Origin of the sequence: Dyadobacter sp. CY261 (assembly GCF_021440085.1) — a bacterium.
GTDB lineage: Bacteria > Bacteroidota > Bacteroidia > Cytophagales > Spirosomataceae > Dyadobacter.
The window spans coordinates 1,305,383-1,323,080 of sequence record NZ_JAKCPW010000001.1 but is presented as its reverse complement, the minus strand read 5'-3'; the positions used below and the strand labels follow the sequence as shown (position 1 = coordinate 1,323,080).

Below are 17,698 nucleotides of genomic sequence, written 5' to 3'. Positions count from 1 at the left end.
CAGTCGAAGGCGGGCGAGGGCGGGCGAAGTCGAACGCGGGCGAATACGCGATTGCGAAACGCGTGAACTACGTAATTACCCACTCCCTCTCCCTACAAATTCGGATTGATCGAAGTATCTGTATAAGGCATCGGAAACCAGTAATTCGCTTTCACGATCGGTTTGATCGGTTGCAGATCGTCCGGGCTCTTTTTGGCATTGGCTTCCTCCACTTTTTCCAGACGGACGAGGTCGAACCACCTTGTGCGTTCGCAAGCGAACTCCCATGCGCGTTCCTGCACAACTTCGTCAGCGAATTGCGCGGCAGTGAGGCCGTCTCCCGGCGTGAGCGCCTTGGTACCAGCCGCCCAGCCACGCAGGCGGACTTTGTTCAATGCGTCATATGCCGCCTGGTCCGGGCCGCCTGTGCCGCGCGCTTTGGCTTCGGCATAAATGGTGAGCACATGCGGATAACGCATCATCACCGACGGAAGCGAAATGCTGGATGTAACGATATTGCCTTTGATATACCATTTCTGATAATACGGGTGTTTGGTCAAGCTGTTCTGCCAGGGGATTTTGGTCGCACCGAGCCCGAATTCCGTGCGGAAGGTGGCATCCTTACGAGGACCCGCCGGAAAGTCGCGGAAGAAGTTCAGTTCGGCAAACATATCATCCCAGCCACCTTCCTCACCCGGCATGGTGGTGTTACCATAGGTCGCATTGGCCGTACCGCTGCCACCGAGGTATCCGCTGATCTGGAACACCGCTTCTTTAGTGCCCGATGACGCCGGATCATTCTCAAACACCGCTGCGAATGTTGGCAGGAGTTCGAAACCGTAAGTACCTGCATTATCAATCACCTCTTTGGCTTTGGCCGCCGCCAGATCATACTTGTCGGTTTGTTTCAAAGGCCAGCCCGCCATGGTGAGGTATACATCTGCCAGAAATGCCTTGGCTGATCCTTTATTTGGACGTCCCGGATCGCGTTTGGCGTTTGGCAGGTTGGTTTCAGCTACTTTCAAATCGGCCACAATCAGGTCGTAGATTTCCTGCGGGGTCGATTTTTTGACCGTCAGTAATTCATCCGAATATTCTCCTGCTAAAACAAGCGGAATGTTGCCCCAGAAGCGGGTCAGCCAATAGTAAGAGAATGCACGGATAAAATGTGCCTCGCCAACGATAATGTCGATCGTAGCTTTGGTGCCGACTGTTTGCTGGTAATTGTTGATCACATTGTTTGCACCCTGGATGGCCTTATAACATCCATTATACACCGCATTGGAACGCTGGTTGGTAGTGGAAGCATTAAACTGGTCAAACTCGCGCCAGTCAGCCTTATTACTGGCCGGGTGCGTCGTAACGTCATCAGCCCCAAGTACCGCCGCATTTGCTGATGGATGCAGGAATCCGTATCCCCATTGATTCGCCAACCCTTTATAGGCGCCTGTCAATGCAGATTCCAATCCATCCTGGGTTGAGAGCACATTAGGTCCGTACAAAAGCCCGGTAGTATCCTCATCCAGGTAATCACTGCAACCCGCCCCGGTCAGGAGCAAGCCGCTTAAAAGAAGTATGGTTGTTTTTTTCATGTCGTTTTAAACTTAGGCCATCGGCAATCGGCTCCCGGCAATGTTATTTTAAGTAATAAAAGCAATCTGCGGTCCATCGTCCGCGCTTGGCGGTCGAACCCTAAAACCCAAGCGTCAACCCCACCGTATACACCTTTGCATTCGGATACGAACCGCGGTCAATACCGATGGCCGTATCGGTGCTGGAACCTACATTGCTGGACTCAGGGTCCGGACCAGTGTATTTGGTAATGGTAAGCACATTGGTCGCGCTGGCGAAAATCCGGATATTGGCTTTGTCCTTTAAAAGCGACGAAGGCACAGTATATGCCAGACTGATATTTTTCAACCTTGCGAAACTTCCGTTCTCCACAAACCGGCTCGACTGCGTAAATGGCTGGTAAGTCTTGGTAAATGCCGGAATATCCGAATCCGTGTTATTGTCCTGGTAGTAGTCGCGAATTTCCGTCAGCAGGAACTGGCGCGCCTCGCCGGAACCGGACATCGCCCCGGCACGGGTATAGTTCAGTTTGTCCAGACCAAATGCACCCTGGAAGAAAACATTCAGCGTAAAGGCGCCATAAGTAAATGTGTTATTCCAACCGCCGGTCAGTTTCGGGAACGCATGGCCAACAATCTGGAAGTCGTCGGTAGTGATCGCGTTATCGCCATTTACATCCTCATAATGCGGGTCACCCGGCACGCGGCCTTGTTTGGCGGCAATGTCAGCCTCGCCCGGCTTAAATGTGCCCAGATATTTGAGCCCCCAATACGATCCCAGCGGCTGGCCAGGCATCAACATGAATTCATTGGTGATAGACATGCCGCCACCCGCGCCTGTTCCGGTACCGAGGCGAGGCAATCCGCCGAGGCTTACCACTTCATTTTTCAGCGTCGAAAGGTTCAGATTGGTTTCCCAGCTGAATTTACCCTTCTCGATTGGCGTACCACCGATGGCAAACTCGAATCCGGTATTTTTGATCTCGCCTACGTTGCGCGTCTGCGTACCACCGCCCGCATAGTTAGGTAGCTGCACATTTAGCAGCAGGTCAGTAGTACGTTTGTTAAAATAATCGGCTTCGAAATGCAAGCGACCGTTCAGGAACTCCATTTCGATACCCACATCGGTCTGCGTGGTCGTCTCCCATTTGAGATTCTTGTTACCCTGGTTACCCTGGATCACCCCGGCTGTTACGGCTATATTGTTGAAAGCCACCTGTGTAGAGCTGTAAGGCGACAATGTCGCGTAGGGACTAATCGCCTGGCTACCTGTTTTACCCCAGCTTCCACGGAGTTTCAGATTTGTGAACACATTGAGGTTCTTGATAAATTCTTCTTCCGAAAGCCGCCAGCCCAAAGCTACCGACGGGAAAACGCTGTTCCGGTTGTCCTTGCTAAATTTGGAAGAACCATCGCGACGGATGGCCGCCGTGAGCAGGTACTTGTCTTTAAATGCATAATTCACACGGCCCAGCAATGACAGCAACGTCCACTTCGAGAAGCCAGAATTGACCGTCGCAGCTGAGTTGCCTCCTATGTTGTCATAACCCAGTTGCGGGAAACGAAGACCGTTCGCGGTGGCGGTGAAGTTCCGGTCAGTAAACTGTTGCGTTTCCAGCACCGCCACTGCCGTAATCGAATGATTACCAAATGTGCGGTTGTAATTCAATGCATTGGTGTTCTGCAAAGTTACCTGATCGGCAGAATAACGTGTCGCGTTCGGGTTATTGTTCGAAAGGCGCTTGCCATTGAAATTCTTATTCTGCGCGTCAAGATAGTTGATCGCGTATTGCAAATCGAGGGACAAACCTGTAATCGGCAACTGATAATTCAGGCCTCCGATCGCATTGATGTTCATGCGGTCGGTATCGATGGATTTATCGTACAAATGGTCCAGCGGACTCCGCGAAACGGACCCGATCGGGTCGGCAAAAGTTGGCTGGCCGTCGGTGCCGTAAGCAGGCGTCGTTGGCGCCCATTGTAACGCTTCGATCAATGCACCGCCCCCATCCGTATTATGGTTAGCCGTTTTAGCGCCAGAAATGTTGAGCCTCAATGCAAGCTTTTTGCTAATCTGCGTACTGAGGTTCGTCCGAACAACGTAGCGTTTAAAACCACTGTTATTGACAATGCCTTTTTGATTGACATAGTTGCCAGAAATCAGGAACGAAGTTTTTTCATTTCCTCCCGAAACCGTCACCTGGTGCTGCTGGCCGCTACCTTTGCGATACACAAGGTCCTGCCAGTCGGTGCCGCCGTTCTTCTTGAAATCATCCACCTGCGCTTGCGTAAAAGGTGCATTCGAGCCGGTAGCTAATGCACGGGCATTCACAATTTCTGCAAATTCGCCTGCGGGCAGTATATCAAACGTCTTGATCACATTTGAAACACTTCCCTGGCCTTCATAACTCACTTTAATACCTTTGCTGCCCTTTTTGGTAGTTATGATAATCACCCCGTTCGCGCCACGGCTACCGTAAATCGAAGTCGAAGCCGCGTCCTTCAGCACTTGTAGGGACTCAATGTCATTCGGGTTCAACAAATTGTAATTTGCTCCCACAAAACCGTCGATCACATAAAGCGGATCGTTGTTGCCAAGCACCGAGTTTGCACCCCGGACCCGTACTTTCGAATCTCCGCCCGGCGCGCCGTTGGATTGTGTCACCTGCACACCTGCCGCACGCCCCTGCAACACCTGGTCGAGGCGGGTAATGGGCTGCTGCGAAAACTCACGGGTCGAAACGACCGACAATGCACCGGTAACATCGGTTTTTTTCTGTGTACCATAACCTACCACCACGAGCTCATCCAGGTTTCGTGACCCCTGCGCCAATTTAATGTCGATCACAGATCGGTTGTCAATTTCGACCGTCTGACTTTCATAACCGATAAACGAAAATACCAATGAGCCATTTGCGGGCGCATTGATCACAAAATTCCCTTCCCCGTCGGTCACAGTTCCCTGCGACGTTCCGCTGATCAGGATACTCACGCCGGGTAGCGCAGCATTGTCCTGATCCGTCACTTTTCCGGTCACCCTGGCATTCTGGGCAAGCAAATCGCCCCCAGCCACGCCGAGCAAGACCATGCACAAGCATAGTAGTTTTCTCATAGTTTGTAATAGATAGATTATATATGAACGTTGAAAAATGCTATTATTATAACGGTAAGGTTGTACCTTTCCCGCAGATCGACCATGGTCCCTCCTTACCAATCCACCACCGATCCATCCAGCGCGTTATAACTTTCCGGGTTCTTCCAGTCGTGACCGATTTTGTCTTTCAGCGCGTCCTCGTCGAGCTCTACGCCCAGACCGGGCTTGGTGGGCACCATCACGGTCCCGTCTTTTTGTAGTTTGAATGGTTCTTTCAGATAGCCTTCGCCGAGCGTAACCTGTTCCTGGACGAGGAAATTAGGTATGCTGGCCGCGAGCTGAAGGCCCGTAGCGAGGGAGATCGGGCCCATGGGATTGTGCGGGGCAATGGGAATATAATAGGCCTCGGCCATTCCAGCTATGAGCCGCCCCTCGGTAATGCCGCCTGCGTGGCACAGATCGGGCTGGATAATGCTGGCAGCACCTTTTTCGAGGATTTCGCGGAAGCCCCACTTGGTAAAAATGCGTTCGCCTGTGGCAATGGGAATATGCGTGCCCCGGGCGATATCTACCAAGGTATCGACATTCTGCGCCTGGCAGGGTTCCTCTACAAAAAACGGCTGGTATTGTTCCAATTCTTTGATCAATACCTTCGAAGTCTGCTGGGGAACGGCACCGTGGAAATCGATGGCAATATCCATTTCCGGGCCGCCGGCTTCGCGTAGCGACGCAAAATTATCCGAGGCATATTTAATGAACGCCGGGTTTTCGACGAAGTTCGCCGGGTTCTTTTTGGCCACTCCGGTTTTAATGATCGTATAACCTTCCGCCTTGCGTTTTTTCATGTCCTCGGCATTGGAGGCGCGCCCATATACGCGCACACGGTCACGTGTAGGCCCGCCTAGCAGCTCATGCACAGGCACGCCCAGGAGTTTGCCTTTAATATCCCAAAGCGCCTGGTCGATGCCGCTTAATGCACTGGTAAGCAGCGGCCCGCCGCGGTAAAACGCATGCCGGTAAATAGCCTGCCAGTGATGTACCACAGCACGCGGATCCTTACCGATGAGATAGGGCTCCACTTCTTTAATGGCAGTCTGGATCGTCAAAGCGCGGCCTTCGAGCAGTGGCTCGCCCAGGCCTACAACACCGGCGTCGGTATGGATTTTGAGAAAGATCCAGCGAGGCTTCACCAGAAACGTTTCCAGTTTCGTGATCTTGACCTTTCCGTAGGCCTGAAAGGGCGTCGGAGTGGCTGCATAAGAGGTCTTGGGCAGTAAGATTGTACCCGTAGCTGCAATGCCCAGCACCGACTGAATGGCCGCGCGGCGGGATAAGGTGGTAGATTTTTGCGTGGATTTCATTGCATTACCAGTTGTGAATAGAGCCGTCCGGACTTTTCAGGATCGGGTGTGGGAATTTGGTTTTCTCTTTGACCTCCATAATGAAGGTCGCCTTCTTAGGATCAAATTTTACCCCCAGACCGGGCGCATCGTTGAGATATAGCTTGCCGTTTTTGAAATTGATAAAATCCTCATTGAAATAGGCCGGCCGTTCCGGCTCTCCCCCGCCGAGCTCCATTAACGCCCGCGCCGGACTGCTGGAACCCAGCACATGTACCAGCGTAGCCGTCGCCAGTGGACCGGTGAAATGCGGTATCATGCCCACATAATGCGTTTCGCACATCGAAGCCAGCTTTTTAAACTCACTGATGCCTCCGGTATTGGGTAATGTAAAGCGGGTATAATCGATCCAACGGTTTTCGATAAATTCGTTGCAATCCCACCGGTCTCCGAACTGCTCGCCTACCGCAATGGGCACTTTGGTCATGGCACGCACGGTTTTATACACAGAGGGGTTCTCCGAACGAATAATATCCTCCACAAAATACGGTTCCAGCGATTCCAGTGCGGTGCAGATTTTCAGACCGTCGGTCATGTCGAAACGGGTATGCAGGTCGATAGCCCATTTACCGCCTCCGCCCACGGCTTCGTCGATGCGTTTGCAGAAATCGATGGTCTTTTTCACATTCTCGTAAAAGTCGAAGGGCTGATCGCCGTTACCACCAGTGGGCCCGATGCGGTAAGAGCGCAGGCCAGCCTCAATGCAGTCTCTTGCCCTTTCCTCTTCGGTTTTGGCTTTTGAGGCACGGAAACCCGTGGCATAGCACTCGACATAATCGCGCGTCGCACCACCGAGCAGTTCATACACCGGCACATTCAGCGCCTTGCCTTTGATATCCCAAAGCGCCATTTCCAGCGCGCCCAGTGCATGCAACTTTTCACGTCCCGGCGGGTAAAACATCCCCCGGTAAATGTTCTGCCAAATGTGCTCGATACGGAACGGGTCCTCGCCGATCATCATCTGCGCGCATTGTTCGATCATATCCTTCGAACCGCCCTCACCAATGCCGATAATACCGCCGTCGGTTTCGATCTCGACAATGCCTCGTGCTTGGTTGAAAAGCGGTTTGTTATAACCCGGCGCCGCGTAGTAACGGATCTTGGTAATCTTCATTTTCGACGCCGCCTCGGCCTTTATCAGTGGAAAGCCGGTCGCCACCGCAGCGGTGCCCAGGAAAGCGGTTTTGATAAAATTTCTTCTTTGCATAATGGTCTGTCAGGTGTTGTCTGGAACAGTCAGGTATTAAAAGCAACCGTCAGTTCATTAAACGTTTAAGCATTTGGTGAAAAAATTAGCCGGTAAGGGTTACCCGCTCAAAGTGGCTGTTTTTGCCTTTGACGACTCGCGGACGATGAGTTTGGCTTCCATTAAAATCTGCTTCATGCCTTCCTCCGGGTTTTTCAGTTTTTTCAGTAAGAATTCAACAGCTGTTTTGCCCAGCATTTCCAGCGGCTGCCGCACGTAGCTGATCGGACAATAATAGAGATCGAATACCTCCGCCTGCCCGAAACTGACGATCGCCAGATCGGAAGGCACTTTGATACGCAGCTCATTAATGTATTTCAATGCATTGATAGCCAAGCCATAAGTGGCAAAAATCATGGCGTCTACTTGCTGATCCGAGGCCAATGCCTCATCAATCGCCGTTCTTACTTCGCTGTCCATTGTTTCGAAATGCACCTCTTTCAGCCATGAGTCAAGAAATTCGATGTTATTGTCGCGTAATGCATGTTTGTATCCGCGAACCCGCTCTTCCATGTGGTACATCTTCGATTTGTAGGCCATAATACCAATTCTCGAATAGCCGCTTTTGATCAGATGGACGCCGGCGTCATAGGAGGCTTTGTAGTTGTTGGTGGCCACAAAGTCGGTCTGTATTTCAGGGAAATGGCGGTCCAGCAATACGAAAGGAATATTCCGCTCTTTAAGATAATGCACCTGGTTTTCGGACCCCTCGCAGGAAACAATTATGAAGCCGTCGACCTGCCGGTTGATCAGCACATTCAACAGATCCCACGATTTCTCCGCGTGCTCGTCGCAACTGCCGATAATGACCGTGTAACCATTCTTCTTGGCCTCGTCCTCTACGACGCGGGCGACGTTGGCAAAAAATGGGTTGGATATATCGGCAATAATGAGCCCGATGGTGTGTGTCTTGCCGCTTCTGAGACTTTTGGCAAGATGATTCGGCTGATAGTTCATTTCTTTCGCTATCTGCTTGATCTTATGTGCGATAGCCTCCCCCACCCTCGTTTCCTTCTCTTTACCATTGAGAACATAGGAAACCAGGGCGGTGGAAACGCCCGCTTTTTGTGCGATATCTTTAAGCGATGTTTTTTTCATGGACGTATAAGCGTACCGTCGAATTTTCTTACTTGCCAGTTCGATTTCGTAGAAATTGGGAACTTCGCAGCGGCCTTTTCGTCGATGTCGACGCCGATACCCGGCACTTCATTGACCGACATATAACCGTTTTTCATCGTCGGGCAGCCCGAGAATACTTCCAGTGTTTTGTCATTGAACTGCACCGCCTCCTGAATGCCGAAGTTCCACACAGCCAGGTCGATATGGGCGTGCGCAGAGTGGCCAACCGGCGACACGTCACCGGGACCATGCCAGGCCGTTTTGACATTGAACCATTCCCCGAGCCGGGCTACTTTCATGGCCGGTGTCACACCGCCGATCTGCGACACGTGAATGCGGATATAGTCGAACCACTGGTTAGCCATCGGTTCCAGGAATTCATTGATGTTATTAAACAATTCACCCATTGCAAGCGGCACGGTAGTGCTCTGGCGCAGTAATTTGAACCACTTCATATTCTCCGGCGAGAACGGGTCTTCGATGAAAAACGGCCGGTAGTCTTCCAGTTTTTTGATCATATTGATCGCATTCATCGGCTGCACGCGTTCGTGGATGTCATGTAACAGTTCCACTTCCTCGCCACACTGCTTCCGCACCGTTTCGAATAGAATCGGAATGGCTTTCAGGTAAGCGTTTTCATCCATATAGTTGTCCGTAGCGCCGCCGAAGCCTGCTTCCTTGAAATCTGGCTTTTTGGTGGTGCTTCCTACCGCCCCGTACCCGCCTTGCTGAATGCGGATGTACCGATAGCCCTGCTCCTGGATCTTCTTCACACTTTCCACAGTTTCCTCCGGCGTACGCCCGTTTGCATGCGTGTAGCACGGTACCGCGAAACGTACTTTACCGCCGAGTAGCTGATAAAGCGGCATTCCGGCGCGCTTGCCCTTGATATCCCAAAGTGCCTGGTCGAGGCCGCTCAATGCATTGTTCAGCACCGGGCCGTTGCGCCAGTAGGAACTCACGTAAGCGGCGTGCCACATGTCCTCGATGTTGTCGGCGTCCCGTCCCACGCAGAACTCATTGAGGTACGTATTCACGGCCACAAGCACCACCTCGGCCCGCTGGGTGAATGTGGCGCAACCGAGCCCGTAGAGTCCCGGTTCGGAGGTCTCCACTTTGACGACAATAAGATTGGAACCCTGGGGGGCGGTTGCGATCGCGCGAACGCTCTTGATCGTTACGGGTTTCATAGCCTTGGCATACTGAGGCGTTTCTCGATCAGCCCGGGCATTGGAAATACCTCCAAACAATCCCAATATGCCCGCAGAACCACTTAGCCCCAACGCTTTCATCGTTTCCCGGCGACTCATTCCGTTCTCTTTCATTTGTTTAAGATTAAAGGTTTAAGAATCGTTGACATTACTTTTTATCCCACCATACTCTGGTATTCAAATCATTAGGTCCCTGACGCGCATTGGCTTCGTTCACATTCTGTAAGTTCACGACGATCTCGCTGTCGGGATATGGCATACGGCGGATAAAGTCCTCGGTGATTTCTGAGCCTGGATATGGGTTCTTTTTCAATGTCGGGAAACCGCTGCGCCGGAAATTGGCCCACGACTCGTTGCCGTCCAGGAAAGTGGCCACCCAGTATTGTGTATTAATTTGGTCTAATGCCTTTGCCTCGTCCAGCGGATGCGCTTTCAGGTAAGCCAGGATCGCGTCTTCCTTGATGGTCGCGCTGGCATCGTACATCGACATTTGTTCCAGATTGGCGCGGATACCTTTGGCATAATAATCGGCCGCGGTACCCGATATCCAGCCACGTACGGCCGCCTCCGCGAGCAGCAGCTGCACTTGCGCGTATGTAATGTGAAACTCGGGCGCGTCCAGTTTGAGAACGGTCGTGAGATTGATTTGGGTAAAATCCCAGAGACTTACTACGCCGTTTTGGGCCAATACGCTGTTGATAGTTACATCATTATATCCCATGGGCATGCCTATCTGTACTTTCGGATCGGATGAGGCGCGTGAAGCAGTCTGCTCCGGACCGCCCTTAGCGCCTACATACCGAACCGCGAACACAGGCAGACGGGGGTCGTTGTTTTCTTTGAGATAATTCACAAAAGGTGCCGCCAGGTAAAAGTTAGTTTTCTCACGGGCCGCCAGGTGGTTGGCAATGTAGTTGTTGTAAATGGCGGTATGCCGGATAATCGAATTATCGGCATTACTTTCAAACAACCCGCCAGCCACCGCCTTGGTGACGTAGGTTTTCGCCAGGGTCGGATCGACTTTTGAAAGACGCATTCCCGCCCGTAGCATGAGTGAATAGCCCAGTTTTTTCCAACGTGCCACATTTCCGCCGTAAAGGATGTCGGTCGTAACAGCAGCCTGTGATGCATCTAATGCGCCTGAGGCTTCTTCGAGTTCTTTCAGGATATCCTTGTAAACGGCTTCCTGCGCGTCGTATTTCGGGCGGATGATTTCATTAATGTAGCCCTGCCCCGCTTCGAAATACGGAATATCACCGTAGGTATCAGTCAAGATCATGAACGCGTAAGCCTTCCAGATGCGCGCTGCATTGTAAATATTGGATTGCAATGGATCGCTCTTGGTCTGATCGGTTACCGCCACGAGCTGCTTGATCACATTCCTGTATAAATTGACCCACACCAGCGGTGTATTGGCATTGTTGATCTGATTGTAATTACCACCCGAAAGCGAGCTTCCGTAAGGCGTAATCACCTGTTGCACAATGCCGAAGTTGTAACACAGCATACCGAGCGTCGAAACGCCGTCGAGGTAAGTGGTGGCGATAATGGCCTTGTTCAGGATCAACGACGGCGCGAGGGACGTCGGGTCTACTTTGTTGGTATTGATCTCGTCAAATCCTTCGTCGCATGACGTCATCAGCGTCAGCGAAAGGAACAGCGCGAGAGTGTATTTATATGTTGCTTTCATGGTTGCGGGATTTAGAATTTGACATTCAGGTTGAAGCCAATGCTGCGGGTCGGTGGCAGACCAGGCCAGAAGTCGAGGCCGGTAGCATTATCCGACGAGTTAAGCACCTCTTCCGGATCCATATTTTCGGTCCATTTCTTGATCACGAGCACATTATTCGCTACCGCACTGATTCGCAGACCTTTGACAAAAAATTTCTCGGGAAGCAGCTTGCCCAGATCGTAGCCTAATGTAAGCTGCCGCAACTTCCAGAAACCGGCATTCGAAACGAAATCCTCGTTGACACCCAGCGGGTTGATCGACTCGTAGAATGGCTGAACCGCCGCTTTCGTCTGGTTCACCTCGCCGTCGGGATTCACCCCGTTGCCGATCACAAAACCTTCCGCACGACCTGGTAGCGTACGTTTCGACAGCCCGTGGCGCATATAGTTAATATTCCGTCCCGCGATCATTTTATGGCCGAGTTTGAAATCAACCAGTGCGGAAAGCATAATGCCTTTGTAGCTGAAAGTGTTGGTAATACCGCCAAAGTACTTAGGCAATGCATTGCCGACATTCACCAATGTGTTGTTTCGCATTGGCATACCACTGTTTTTATCAAACACCTGACGGCCCTGTGCATCGCGCAGGTAAGCGAAAGTGTACAACTGGCCCAGCGGCTTACCCACGACCATATTGAGCGTCCGGCCGCCACCACCGCCAACCGTAATCACCGTATCTTTCTCGGCCAGGCCAAGTTTCAATACTTTGGACGTATTATAAGAGATATTGAAACTCACATCCCAGGTAAAGTTCTTGGTTTTCACAGGCGAGCCGGTGAGCAAAAGCTCGATCCCCTTGTTCATGCTCCGGCCCACATTGATAAGCTGTGCGGTGTAGGATGATGCGTCGGAAATTTGCGCGGCAAGAATCTGATCATCAGTTGTTTTGTGGTAGTATGTTAAATCAAATCCCAGCAAATTGTTGAACATCTTCATTTCTAACCCTGCCTCAGCTTCCTTGATGCGCAATGGCCGCAGATTCTTGTTAGGCACAGTGGACGCATTGATACCGCCAACTGGTACGAGCTGGCCGGATGGGTTCGGGAAAGAGTTGTTATCCACCGCATAATACAATGCATTGGAATATGGGTTCACGTTGTCAGACCCCACCTGCGCATAAGCAGCACGCAACTTGCCAAATGTGATCCAGGCTGGCAGGTTCTGAAAGGCTTGCGAGAATATGAAGCTACCGGTAACCGATGGATAAAGGATGCTGCGGTTCTCCGGAGCAAGCGTTGAGAACCAGTCGTTTCGGGCGGTTATGTTCAAGTAAATGAACTCTTTCCATGAAATGGTTGCCGCGCCGTAAAGCGAGTTGATCTTCTTTTCGGAAAGACTGTACAATGGATTTTTGACCCGGCCATTCATTACGGTGTAAAGGTTGGGCTGGATAAAGTCCTGGACTGTCACGCTGTTGTAGTCCATGCGTGCGTAGCGCTGGTTACCACCCAAAGTCACGTCCAATCCGACATTGCCAAAACTGTGGTTACCACCAAGGATGAAGTCGAAGTTGCGCTCGGTATTGCGGCGCACATCCTGTGTAAATGAGCCGTTTACATAGCCCACGGGCGCTTTGGCAATGGGTGCGTAGCCGTTTGGAATGTTGTAATCCTGGTTGCGGACGTAGAAATCCTGTGCCGCGCGAAGTTGAAGGTAAAGCCAGTCGGTAAACTGGTATTTCAATGCCACGTTACCAAACAGCCGGTCGCGGGTGATGTTCTCGAAATGGTGACTGAGCGAATAATATGGATTATTTCTTACCAAAAACCGCGAAAACACAAACTCATCGCCATTGGGTTGGGTCTGGTTTTGTCTCAATGCATCGAAGGGCATCGAGTTGGCGAGCGTAAAGATCACCGTCGAGGTGGCGAAATCCTGCGTGTCGATCTGCGGTGGATTGACATTCTTTTCCTTGGAATAATTGATATTACCGAATGCAGTCAGCCGTTTGGAAATATTCTGTGTGAAACCCAGGTTCACGACCTTCCGGTTGAACTTGTTATTCTCCACGATCCCCCGGTTGTCTGTGTTGGCGAGCGACAGGCTAAAACCGCCGTTAGGACCATTATTGGATACGGTGATCGTGTTGGTCATGTTCGTCCCGGTGCGGTAAAATTGCTTCACACGTCCCCGTACAGGCGCGTAAGGCCATATTTCGTTATCGAAAAGCACCTGGGTCATGCCGGGCTCAAACTTCTCCCCAAAACTCCACACACCCGAGGTCGGGTTCTCCGAAGTAGGCCGTTTGCCGCCTTCGCCCTGGCCGTATTCGTATTGAAAGTCCGTAAAGTCCAGGGGTGTATCGGTGGTAAAATTGATGTTATAGTCCAGTCCGATACCTTTGCCGGTACCCCGGTTTTTGGTCGTGATCATCACCACACCATCCTTCGCACGGGAACCGTAGAGCGCCGCCGCCGTGGCGCCTTTGAGCACGGTCATGGACTCGATGTCGTCGGGATTGACGCTCGACAGACCGTCACCGCCATCGGAGCTGTTCGCTGCACGCGGCCCGTAATCACCACCGCCCGCAAAGTTGGAGTTATCGATCGGCACGCCGTTCACGACAATGAGCGGGTTGTTCTGGCCGCTGAACGACGATTGCCCGCGGATGCGGATCTTGGCCGTTCCGCCAGGACCGGTCGAGAGTGAACTGATATTAACCCCCGCCATTTTACCTTGTAACGAGCTGACTACGTTGGGCGTACGGTTCGTCGAAATCTGGTCTGCATTGACAGTGGCCGTAGCATAACCAAGCGTTTTGGCCTCCCGTTTGATCCCCAACGCGGTAACTACCACTTCGGTCAAATTCTTGGACTCCTGCGCTAATTCCAGATCAATCACCGACCGGGAGCCAACGTTGATGGTCTGGCTTACGTAGCCAATAAACGAAAATACGAGGCTTGCATTCGCGGGTGCGTCGAGGGCAAATTTACCGTCGGAATCGGTCACAGTGCCCTGCGAAGTACCGCTGACGAGCACGTTCACACCGGGCAGCGGCTCTTTGTTATCTCCCGTAACAGTACCTGTAATGCGACTGTTCTGGGCAAAAACCATACTGCAACATATCGAGAGCAGCAGCATGGTAATCGTAAAACATTTCTTCATCGGTTCTAATTGGGTCAAAATTCAGGTGAATAGTGGCATGCGAAACATACAGGAAAACCGTAATTGCTTACGGACACGAGGGCTAGGTACAGTAAGGGTAAACAGGCACTCAGTTCGGGACAAGCATTCCGAACGATCATACATATACGCAGACAAAAATTCTCTTGTTGACGCCGGGCCGGATGTGGTCAGCGACATTTCAGCACACGAATGCGTCTGCTATCATCAAGCTATTTCCAACAAATTTTATTTAAACGATTAAGCATGTACCAAATCAATATGTCGATTAAAATTGCTTAGTCAGGTTTCCTGTGATGGTATCGGTACTTGAAAATTGCCGGGATTCTAAGAGTGGCAAGGGAAATATAAAATATAGTGGTCTTTAATATTTTATACTTATTCTATTTATAAGGAAATATTGTGTCCAAATGTAGATTTAATCGTTTAAACAACAAAATTTCATAGCAATTATTTTTACAATTTTTCTTAAAATAAACATATTAGTGCATTAAGGCCGCCGGAATCGAAATGAAGCGCTAAAATGCATTTCAGATAACCATTGTTTCGCTTCGCGTAAATGAGGGTTACATGCCGGTAGAGAAGCGCTAAATTTGCTTTGAAATCATAATACCGGTTTCCGATCAGTCCATCCTATCATGACCTTTTTAAAACGTATGTTGGAACAATCGAGGCTGCCGCTCACGGTCGGGCAGCTTTGGTGGTACTCCTTCTGCTATTGGAGCATTTTCGCGGTAATAACGTTCGGTCAGCTTATGATGCTGTGGCTTTTAAGGGAGGGCGTGGTAATGCGTCCCCACGAAATGTTTATCTGGCTGCTCGATGGGCTGTTCTGGTGGTCAACCACCCCGCTGGTGCTTTATGCGTCCATCAAGGTGCCCATCGCGTTCAAGGTCCGGCAGAGTTCCATCCTCAAACCGATCCTCATCCATTTGTCCATTGTTACATTCCTTAACATTTTCATCAATATAGTTCATTATTATATTACCAACCCGATCATGTTCAGGGCTGTGGGTAAGTCCGTTCCGCTTGAAAGTTACCTGTACTCATTTTTTGTAGCTTACACGGCGAGTTTCGGTCAGTACCTATTGCTTGTCGTGGGTTTTAACAAAGTATCCTATATTTATCGCTATCAGGAGCTCAAACAGCAGCATTTCGAGACCGAACTTCATAATGAACAGCTGCGCGGCCAGTTGGCGAATGCGCAGCTGCAATCGCTCAAAATGCAGCTCAACCCTCACTTTCTTTTCAATACGCTCCACAGCGTGGTAAGCCTGATGTTGAAAAACGACATCCGCAAAGCCACATTGATGATCACCACGCTCAGCGACCTGTTGCGCGCGGTACTAGTGAATCAGTCGGCAGACTTTATTCCTTTACAAGAAGAGCTCAAACTAACAAGGCAATACCTCGACATCCAGCAGATCCGCTTTCAGGACCGCCTCAAGGTGGAGTACCGCATAGACCCGGCTTCCGAACTATTCCCGGTCCCCCAGCTCGTCCTGCAACCTATCGTGGAAAACTCTTTCACCCATGGCATCTCCGACATGACCACCAATGCGCTGATCCGCATTACGAGCACCATGAGTGCAACCGGTATGCAGGTGACGGTGTACGACAACGGTCTCGGCGCTACACCACGCAAACCATCCAAAGGACTTGGCCTGGGACTGAAAAATACGCTCTTGCGGTTGCAACAAGCCTACGGCGCAGAAGCCCGGCTGGAATTTGAGCAGCCTGCCAACGGCGGAACTTCGGTGACGCTTTATTTTGACGGCCGACCGCCGACAGCTGACTGCCGACCGCCGACCGCCGACCGCCGATGGCCGATGGCAAGTTGACCATGGACGATGGACGATAGACCATGGGACCGCTGACCGCCGATGGCTGATGGCTGATGGTAAGTTGACGATGGACGATGGACGATAGACTATGTTTTGTTTTTGATGGAGGTAAATGGGTTCTTTATTTAACAACCTGGTCTATGGTCCGGTGCCGTACCGCAATCGGCCGTCAAAAGAACACGGAAGATGCGTCTTTCTATTGCCACGGATTGCAAAGCAAAAACCATGGTCTATGGTCTTTGGTCCATCGTCTTTACCAGCAATCGGCGGTCAGCCGTCGGCGGTCGGCGGTCAAAAGAACACGGAAGATGCATCTTTCCATTGCCACGGATTGCAAAGCAAAAACCAAGGTCTATGGTCCATCGTCCATCGTCTTTACCAGCAATCGGCGGTCAGCCGTCGGCCGTCGGCGGTCAAAGGAACACGGAAGATGCATCTTTCCATTGCCACGGATTGCAAAGCAAAAACCATGGTCTATGGTCCATCGTCCATCGTCTTTACCAGCAATCGGCGGTCAGCGGTCAGCCGTCGGCGGTCGGCGGTCAAAAAAACAACGTTAATCAAAACCCCGAAAAACTATGAAATACCGCTGCCTGATCATCGATGACGAAGTGCTGGCCAGGGACGTGATCAGGACATTTGTACAGCACGACCATTCCATTGAAATCACCGGCGAAGCCGCCAACGGATCAGAGGCCGTGGTCAGGATTTTACAGACCCGGCCAGATGTTATTTTCCTGGACATTCAGATGCCCGAGCTTGACGGCTTCGAGGTACTTCGCGAAGTGTGGCCACACCACCAGCCGTTCGTCGTGTTTACAACGGCCTATGACCAATATGCATTACGGGCCTTCGAGGTGAATGCGATCGATTATTTGCTGAAACCATTTGACGAGATCCGATTCCACCAGGCGCTCGGACGCCTTAAAGAACGCCTCAGCCAGAAATCCCAACCGCGCATCGAAGAGCTGGTAAACAGCCTGTTCCGCGAACAGAAAGAAAAGGAAGAGAATTACCTGTCGCGGTTGCTGGTGAAGGAAGCCGGGAAAATGTACTTCGTCAAAACAGAAGACATTACCCACTTTTCGGCCGATGGGAATTATATATCGGTATACACTTCGCAGAAGAAGGTTTACACGATCTATGAAAGCCTGGGCAGCCTGGAGAGCCGGCTCGACCCGCAGGTGATGATCCGTGTGGGACGTTCCAACATTGTGAACATGAACTTCATATCCGAACTTGAATCGTACTTTAACGGCGAGTACATCATTCATTTATCAACCGGCGAGAAGATCAAATGGACGCGCGGTTATCGCGACAATATCAAAGCATTTATGACCAGAATGGGGTAACGGGCAGATACGCTTCGCCGTTCGATAT

The 17,698-nt window shown here is 51.1% G+C and carries 11 protein-coding genes; 3 read left to right on the top strand and 8 right to left on the bottom strand.

Annotated elements, in window-relative coordinates; translation table 11 throughout:
* Positions 1-92: 92 nt before the first annotated feature.
* From LZD49_RS05235 to LZD49_RS05200, 8 genes are all read right to left on the bottom strand, one after another.
* Entirely contained in the window at positions 93-1,571 is a 1,479-nt protein-coding gene (locus LZD49_RS05235; protein WP_234666269.1) for a RagB/SusD family nutrient uptake outer membrane protein, read from the bottom strand.
* Positions 1,572-1,671: 100 nt separating this feature from the next.
* Positions 1,672-4,662: a TonB-dependent receptor gene (locus LZD49_RS05230; RefSeq protein WP_234666268.1), complete on the bottom strand. Its 2,991-nt coding sequence runs from the start codon at positions 4,660-4,662 to the stop codon at positions 1,672-1,674.
* Between the two features lie 95 nt (positions 4,663-4,757).
* Positions 4,758-6,005: a galactonate dehydratase gene (gene dgoD / locus LZD49_RS05225; RefSeq protein WP_234666267.1), complete on the bottom strand. Its 1,248-nt coding sequence runs from the start codon at positions 6,003-6,005 to the stop codon at positions 4,758-4,760.
* Positions 6,006-6,009: 4 nt separating this feature from the next.
* Positions 6,010-7,251 carry a mandelate racemase/muconate lactonizing enzyme family protein gene (locus LZD49_RS05220; protein WP_234666266.1) on the bottom strand — a complete coding sequence of 414 codons (1,242 nt, stop codon included), beginning with the start codon at positions 7,249-7,251 and terminating at the stop codon, positions 6,010-6,012.
* A gap of 99 nt (positions 7,252-7,350) precedes the next feature.
* A complete protein-coding gene (locus tag LZD49_RS05215; RefSeq protein ID WP_234666265.1) occupies positions 7,351-8,388 on the bottom strand; it encodes a LacI family DNA-binding transcriptional regulator in 1,038 nt (345 codons plus the stop codon).
* The gene (locus LZD49_RS05210; protein ID WP_234666264.1) at positions 8,385-9,734 is read right to left on the bottom strand and encodes an enolase C-terminal domain-like protein; all 1,350 of its coding nucleotides are present in this window, start codon (positions 9,732-9,734) and stop codon (positions 8,385-8,387) included. Before LZD49_RS05210 ends, LZD49_RS05215 begins: the two co-directional genes overlap by 4 nt.
* Before the next feature lie 34 nt (positions 9,735-9,768).
* Positions 9,769-11,310, bottom strand: coding sequence for a SusD/RagB family nutrient-binding outer membrane lipoprotein (locus LZD49_RS05205; protein ID WP_234666263.1), 1,542 nt, complete (start codon positions 11,308-11,310; stop codon positions 9,769-9,771).
* An 11-nt stretch (positions 11,311-11,321) separates the two neighbouring features.
* A complete protein-coding gene (locus LZD49_RS05200; RefSeq protein WP_234666262.1) occupies positions 11,322-14,456 on the bottom strand; it encodes a SusC/RagA family TonB-linked outer membrane protein in 3,135 nt (1,044 codons plus the stop codon).
* Positions 14,457-15,112: 656 nt separating this feature from the next.
* Here LZD49_RS05200 and LZD49_RS05195 point away from each other — a divergent pair.
* From LZD49_RS05195 to LZD49_RS05185, 3 genes are all read left to right on the top strand, one after another.
* On the top strand, positions 15,113-16,315 hold the full coding sequence (locus tag LZD49_RS05195; protein ID WP_234666261.1) for a sensor histidine kinase: 1,203 nt from the start codon (positions 15,113-15,115) through the stop codon (positions 16,313-16,315).
* 115 nt (positions 16,316-16,430) lie between these two features.
* On the top strand, positions 16,431-16,925 hold the full coding sequence (locus LZD49_RS05190; protein WP_234666260.1) for a hypothetical protein: 495 nt from the start codon (positions 16,431-16,433) through the stop codon (positions 16,923-16,925).
* On the top strand, positions 16,897-17,670 hold the full coding sequence (locus tag LZD49_RS05185) for a LytTR family DNA-binding domain-containing protein (protein ID WP_234666259.1): 774 nt from the start codon (positions 16,897-16,899) through the stop codon (positions 17,668-17,670). The genes LZD49_RS05190 and LZD49_RS05185 overlap by 29 nt, the downstream gene beginning before the upstream one ends.
* Positions 17,671-17,698 lie beyond the last annotated feature (28 nt).

What these genes read in the sequence shown, in the direction of transcription:
- LZD49_RS05185 (WP_234666259.1), top strand. Translation starts at nt 16,897, where the DNA reads ATGAAATACCGCTGCCTGATCATCGATGACGAAGTGCTGGCCAGGGAC.
- LZD49_RS05200 (WP_234666262.1), bottom strand. Translation starts at nt 14,456, where the DNA reads ATGAAGAAATGTTTTACGATTACCATGCTGCTGCTCTCGATATGTTGC.
- LZD49_RS05205 (WP_234666263.1), bottom strand. Translation starts at nt 11,310, where the DNA reads ATGAAAGCAACATATAAATACACTCTCGCGCTGTTCCTTTCGCTGACG.
- dgoD (WP_234666267.1), bottom strand. Translation starts at nt 6,005, where the DNA reads ATGAAATCCACGCAAAAATCTACCACCTTATCCCGCCGCGCGGCCATT.
- LZD49_RS05235 (WP_234666269.1), bottom strand. Translation starts at nt 1,571, where the DNA reads ATGAAAAAAACAACCATACTTCTTTTAAGCGGCTTGCTCCTGACCGGG.
- LZD49_RS05230 (WP_234666268.1), bottom strand. Translation starts at nt 4,662, where the DNA reads ATGAGAAAACTACTATGCTTGTGCATGGTCTTGCTCGGCGTGGCTGGG.
- LZD49_RS05190 (WP_234666260.1), top strand. Translation starts at nt 16,431, where the DNA reads ATGGGTTCTTTATTTAACAACCTGGTCTATGGTCCGGTGCCGTACCGC.
- LZD49_RS05195 (WP_234666261.1), top strand. Translation starts at nt 15,113, where the DNA reads ATGACCTTTTTAAAACGTATGTTGGAACAATCGAGGCTGCCGCTCACG.
- LZD49_RS05210 (WP_234666264.1), bottom strand. Translation starts at nt 9,734, where the DNA reads ATGAAAGAGAACGGAATGAGTCGCCGGGAAACGATGAAAGCGTTGGGG.
- LZD49_RS05215 (WP_234666265.1), bottom strand. Translation starts at nt 8,388, where the DNA reads ATGAAAAAAACATCGCTTAAAGATATCGCACAAAAAGCGGGCGTTTCC.
- LZD49_RS05220 (WP_234666266.1), bottom strand. Translation starts at nt 7,251, where the DNA reads ATGCAAAGAAGAAATTTTATCAAAACCGCTTTCCTGGGCACCGCTGCG.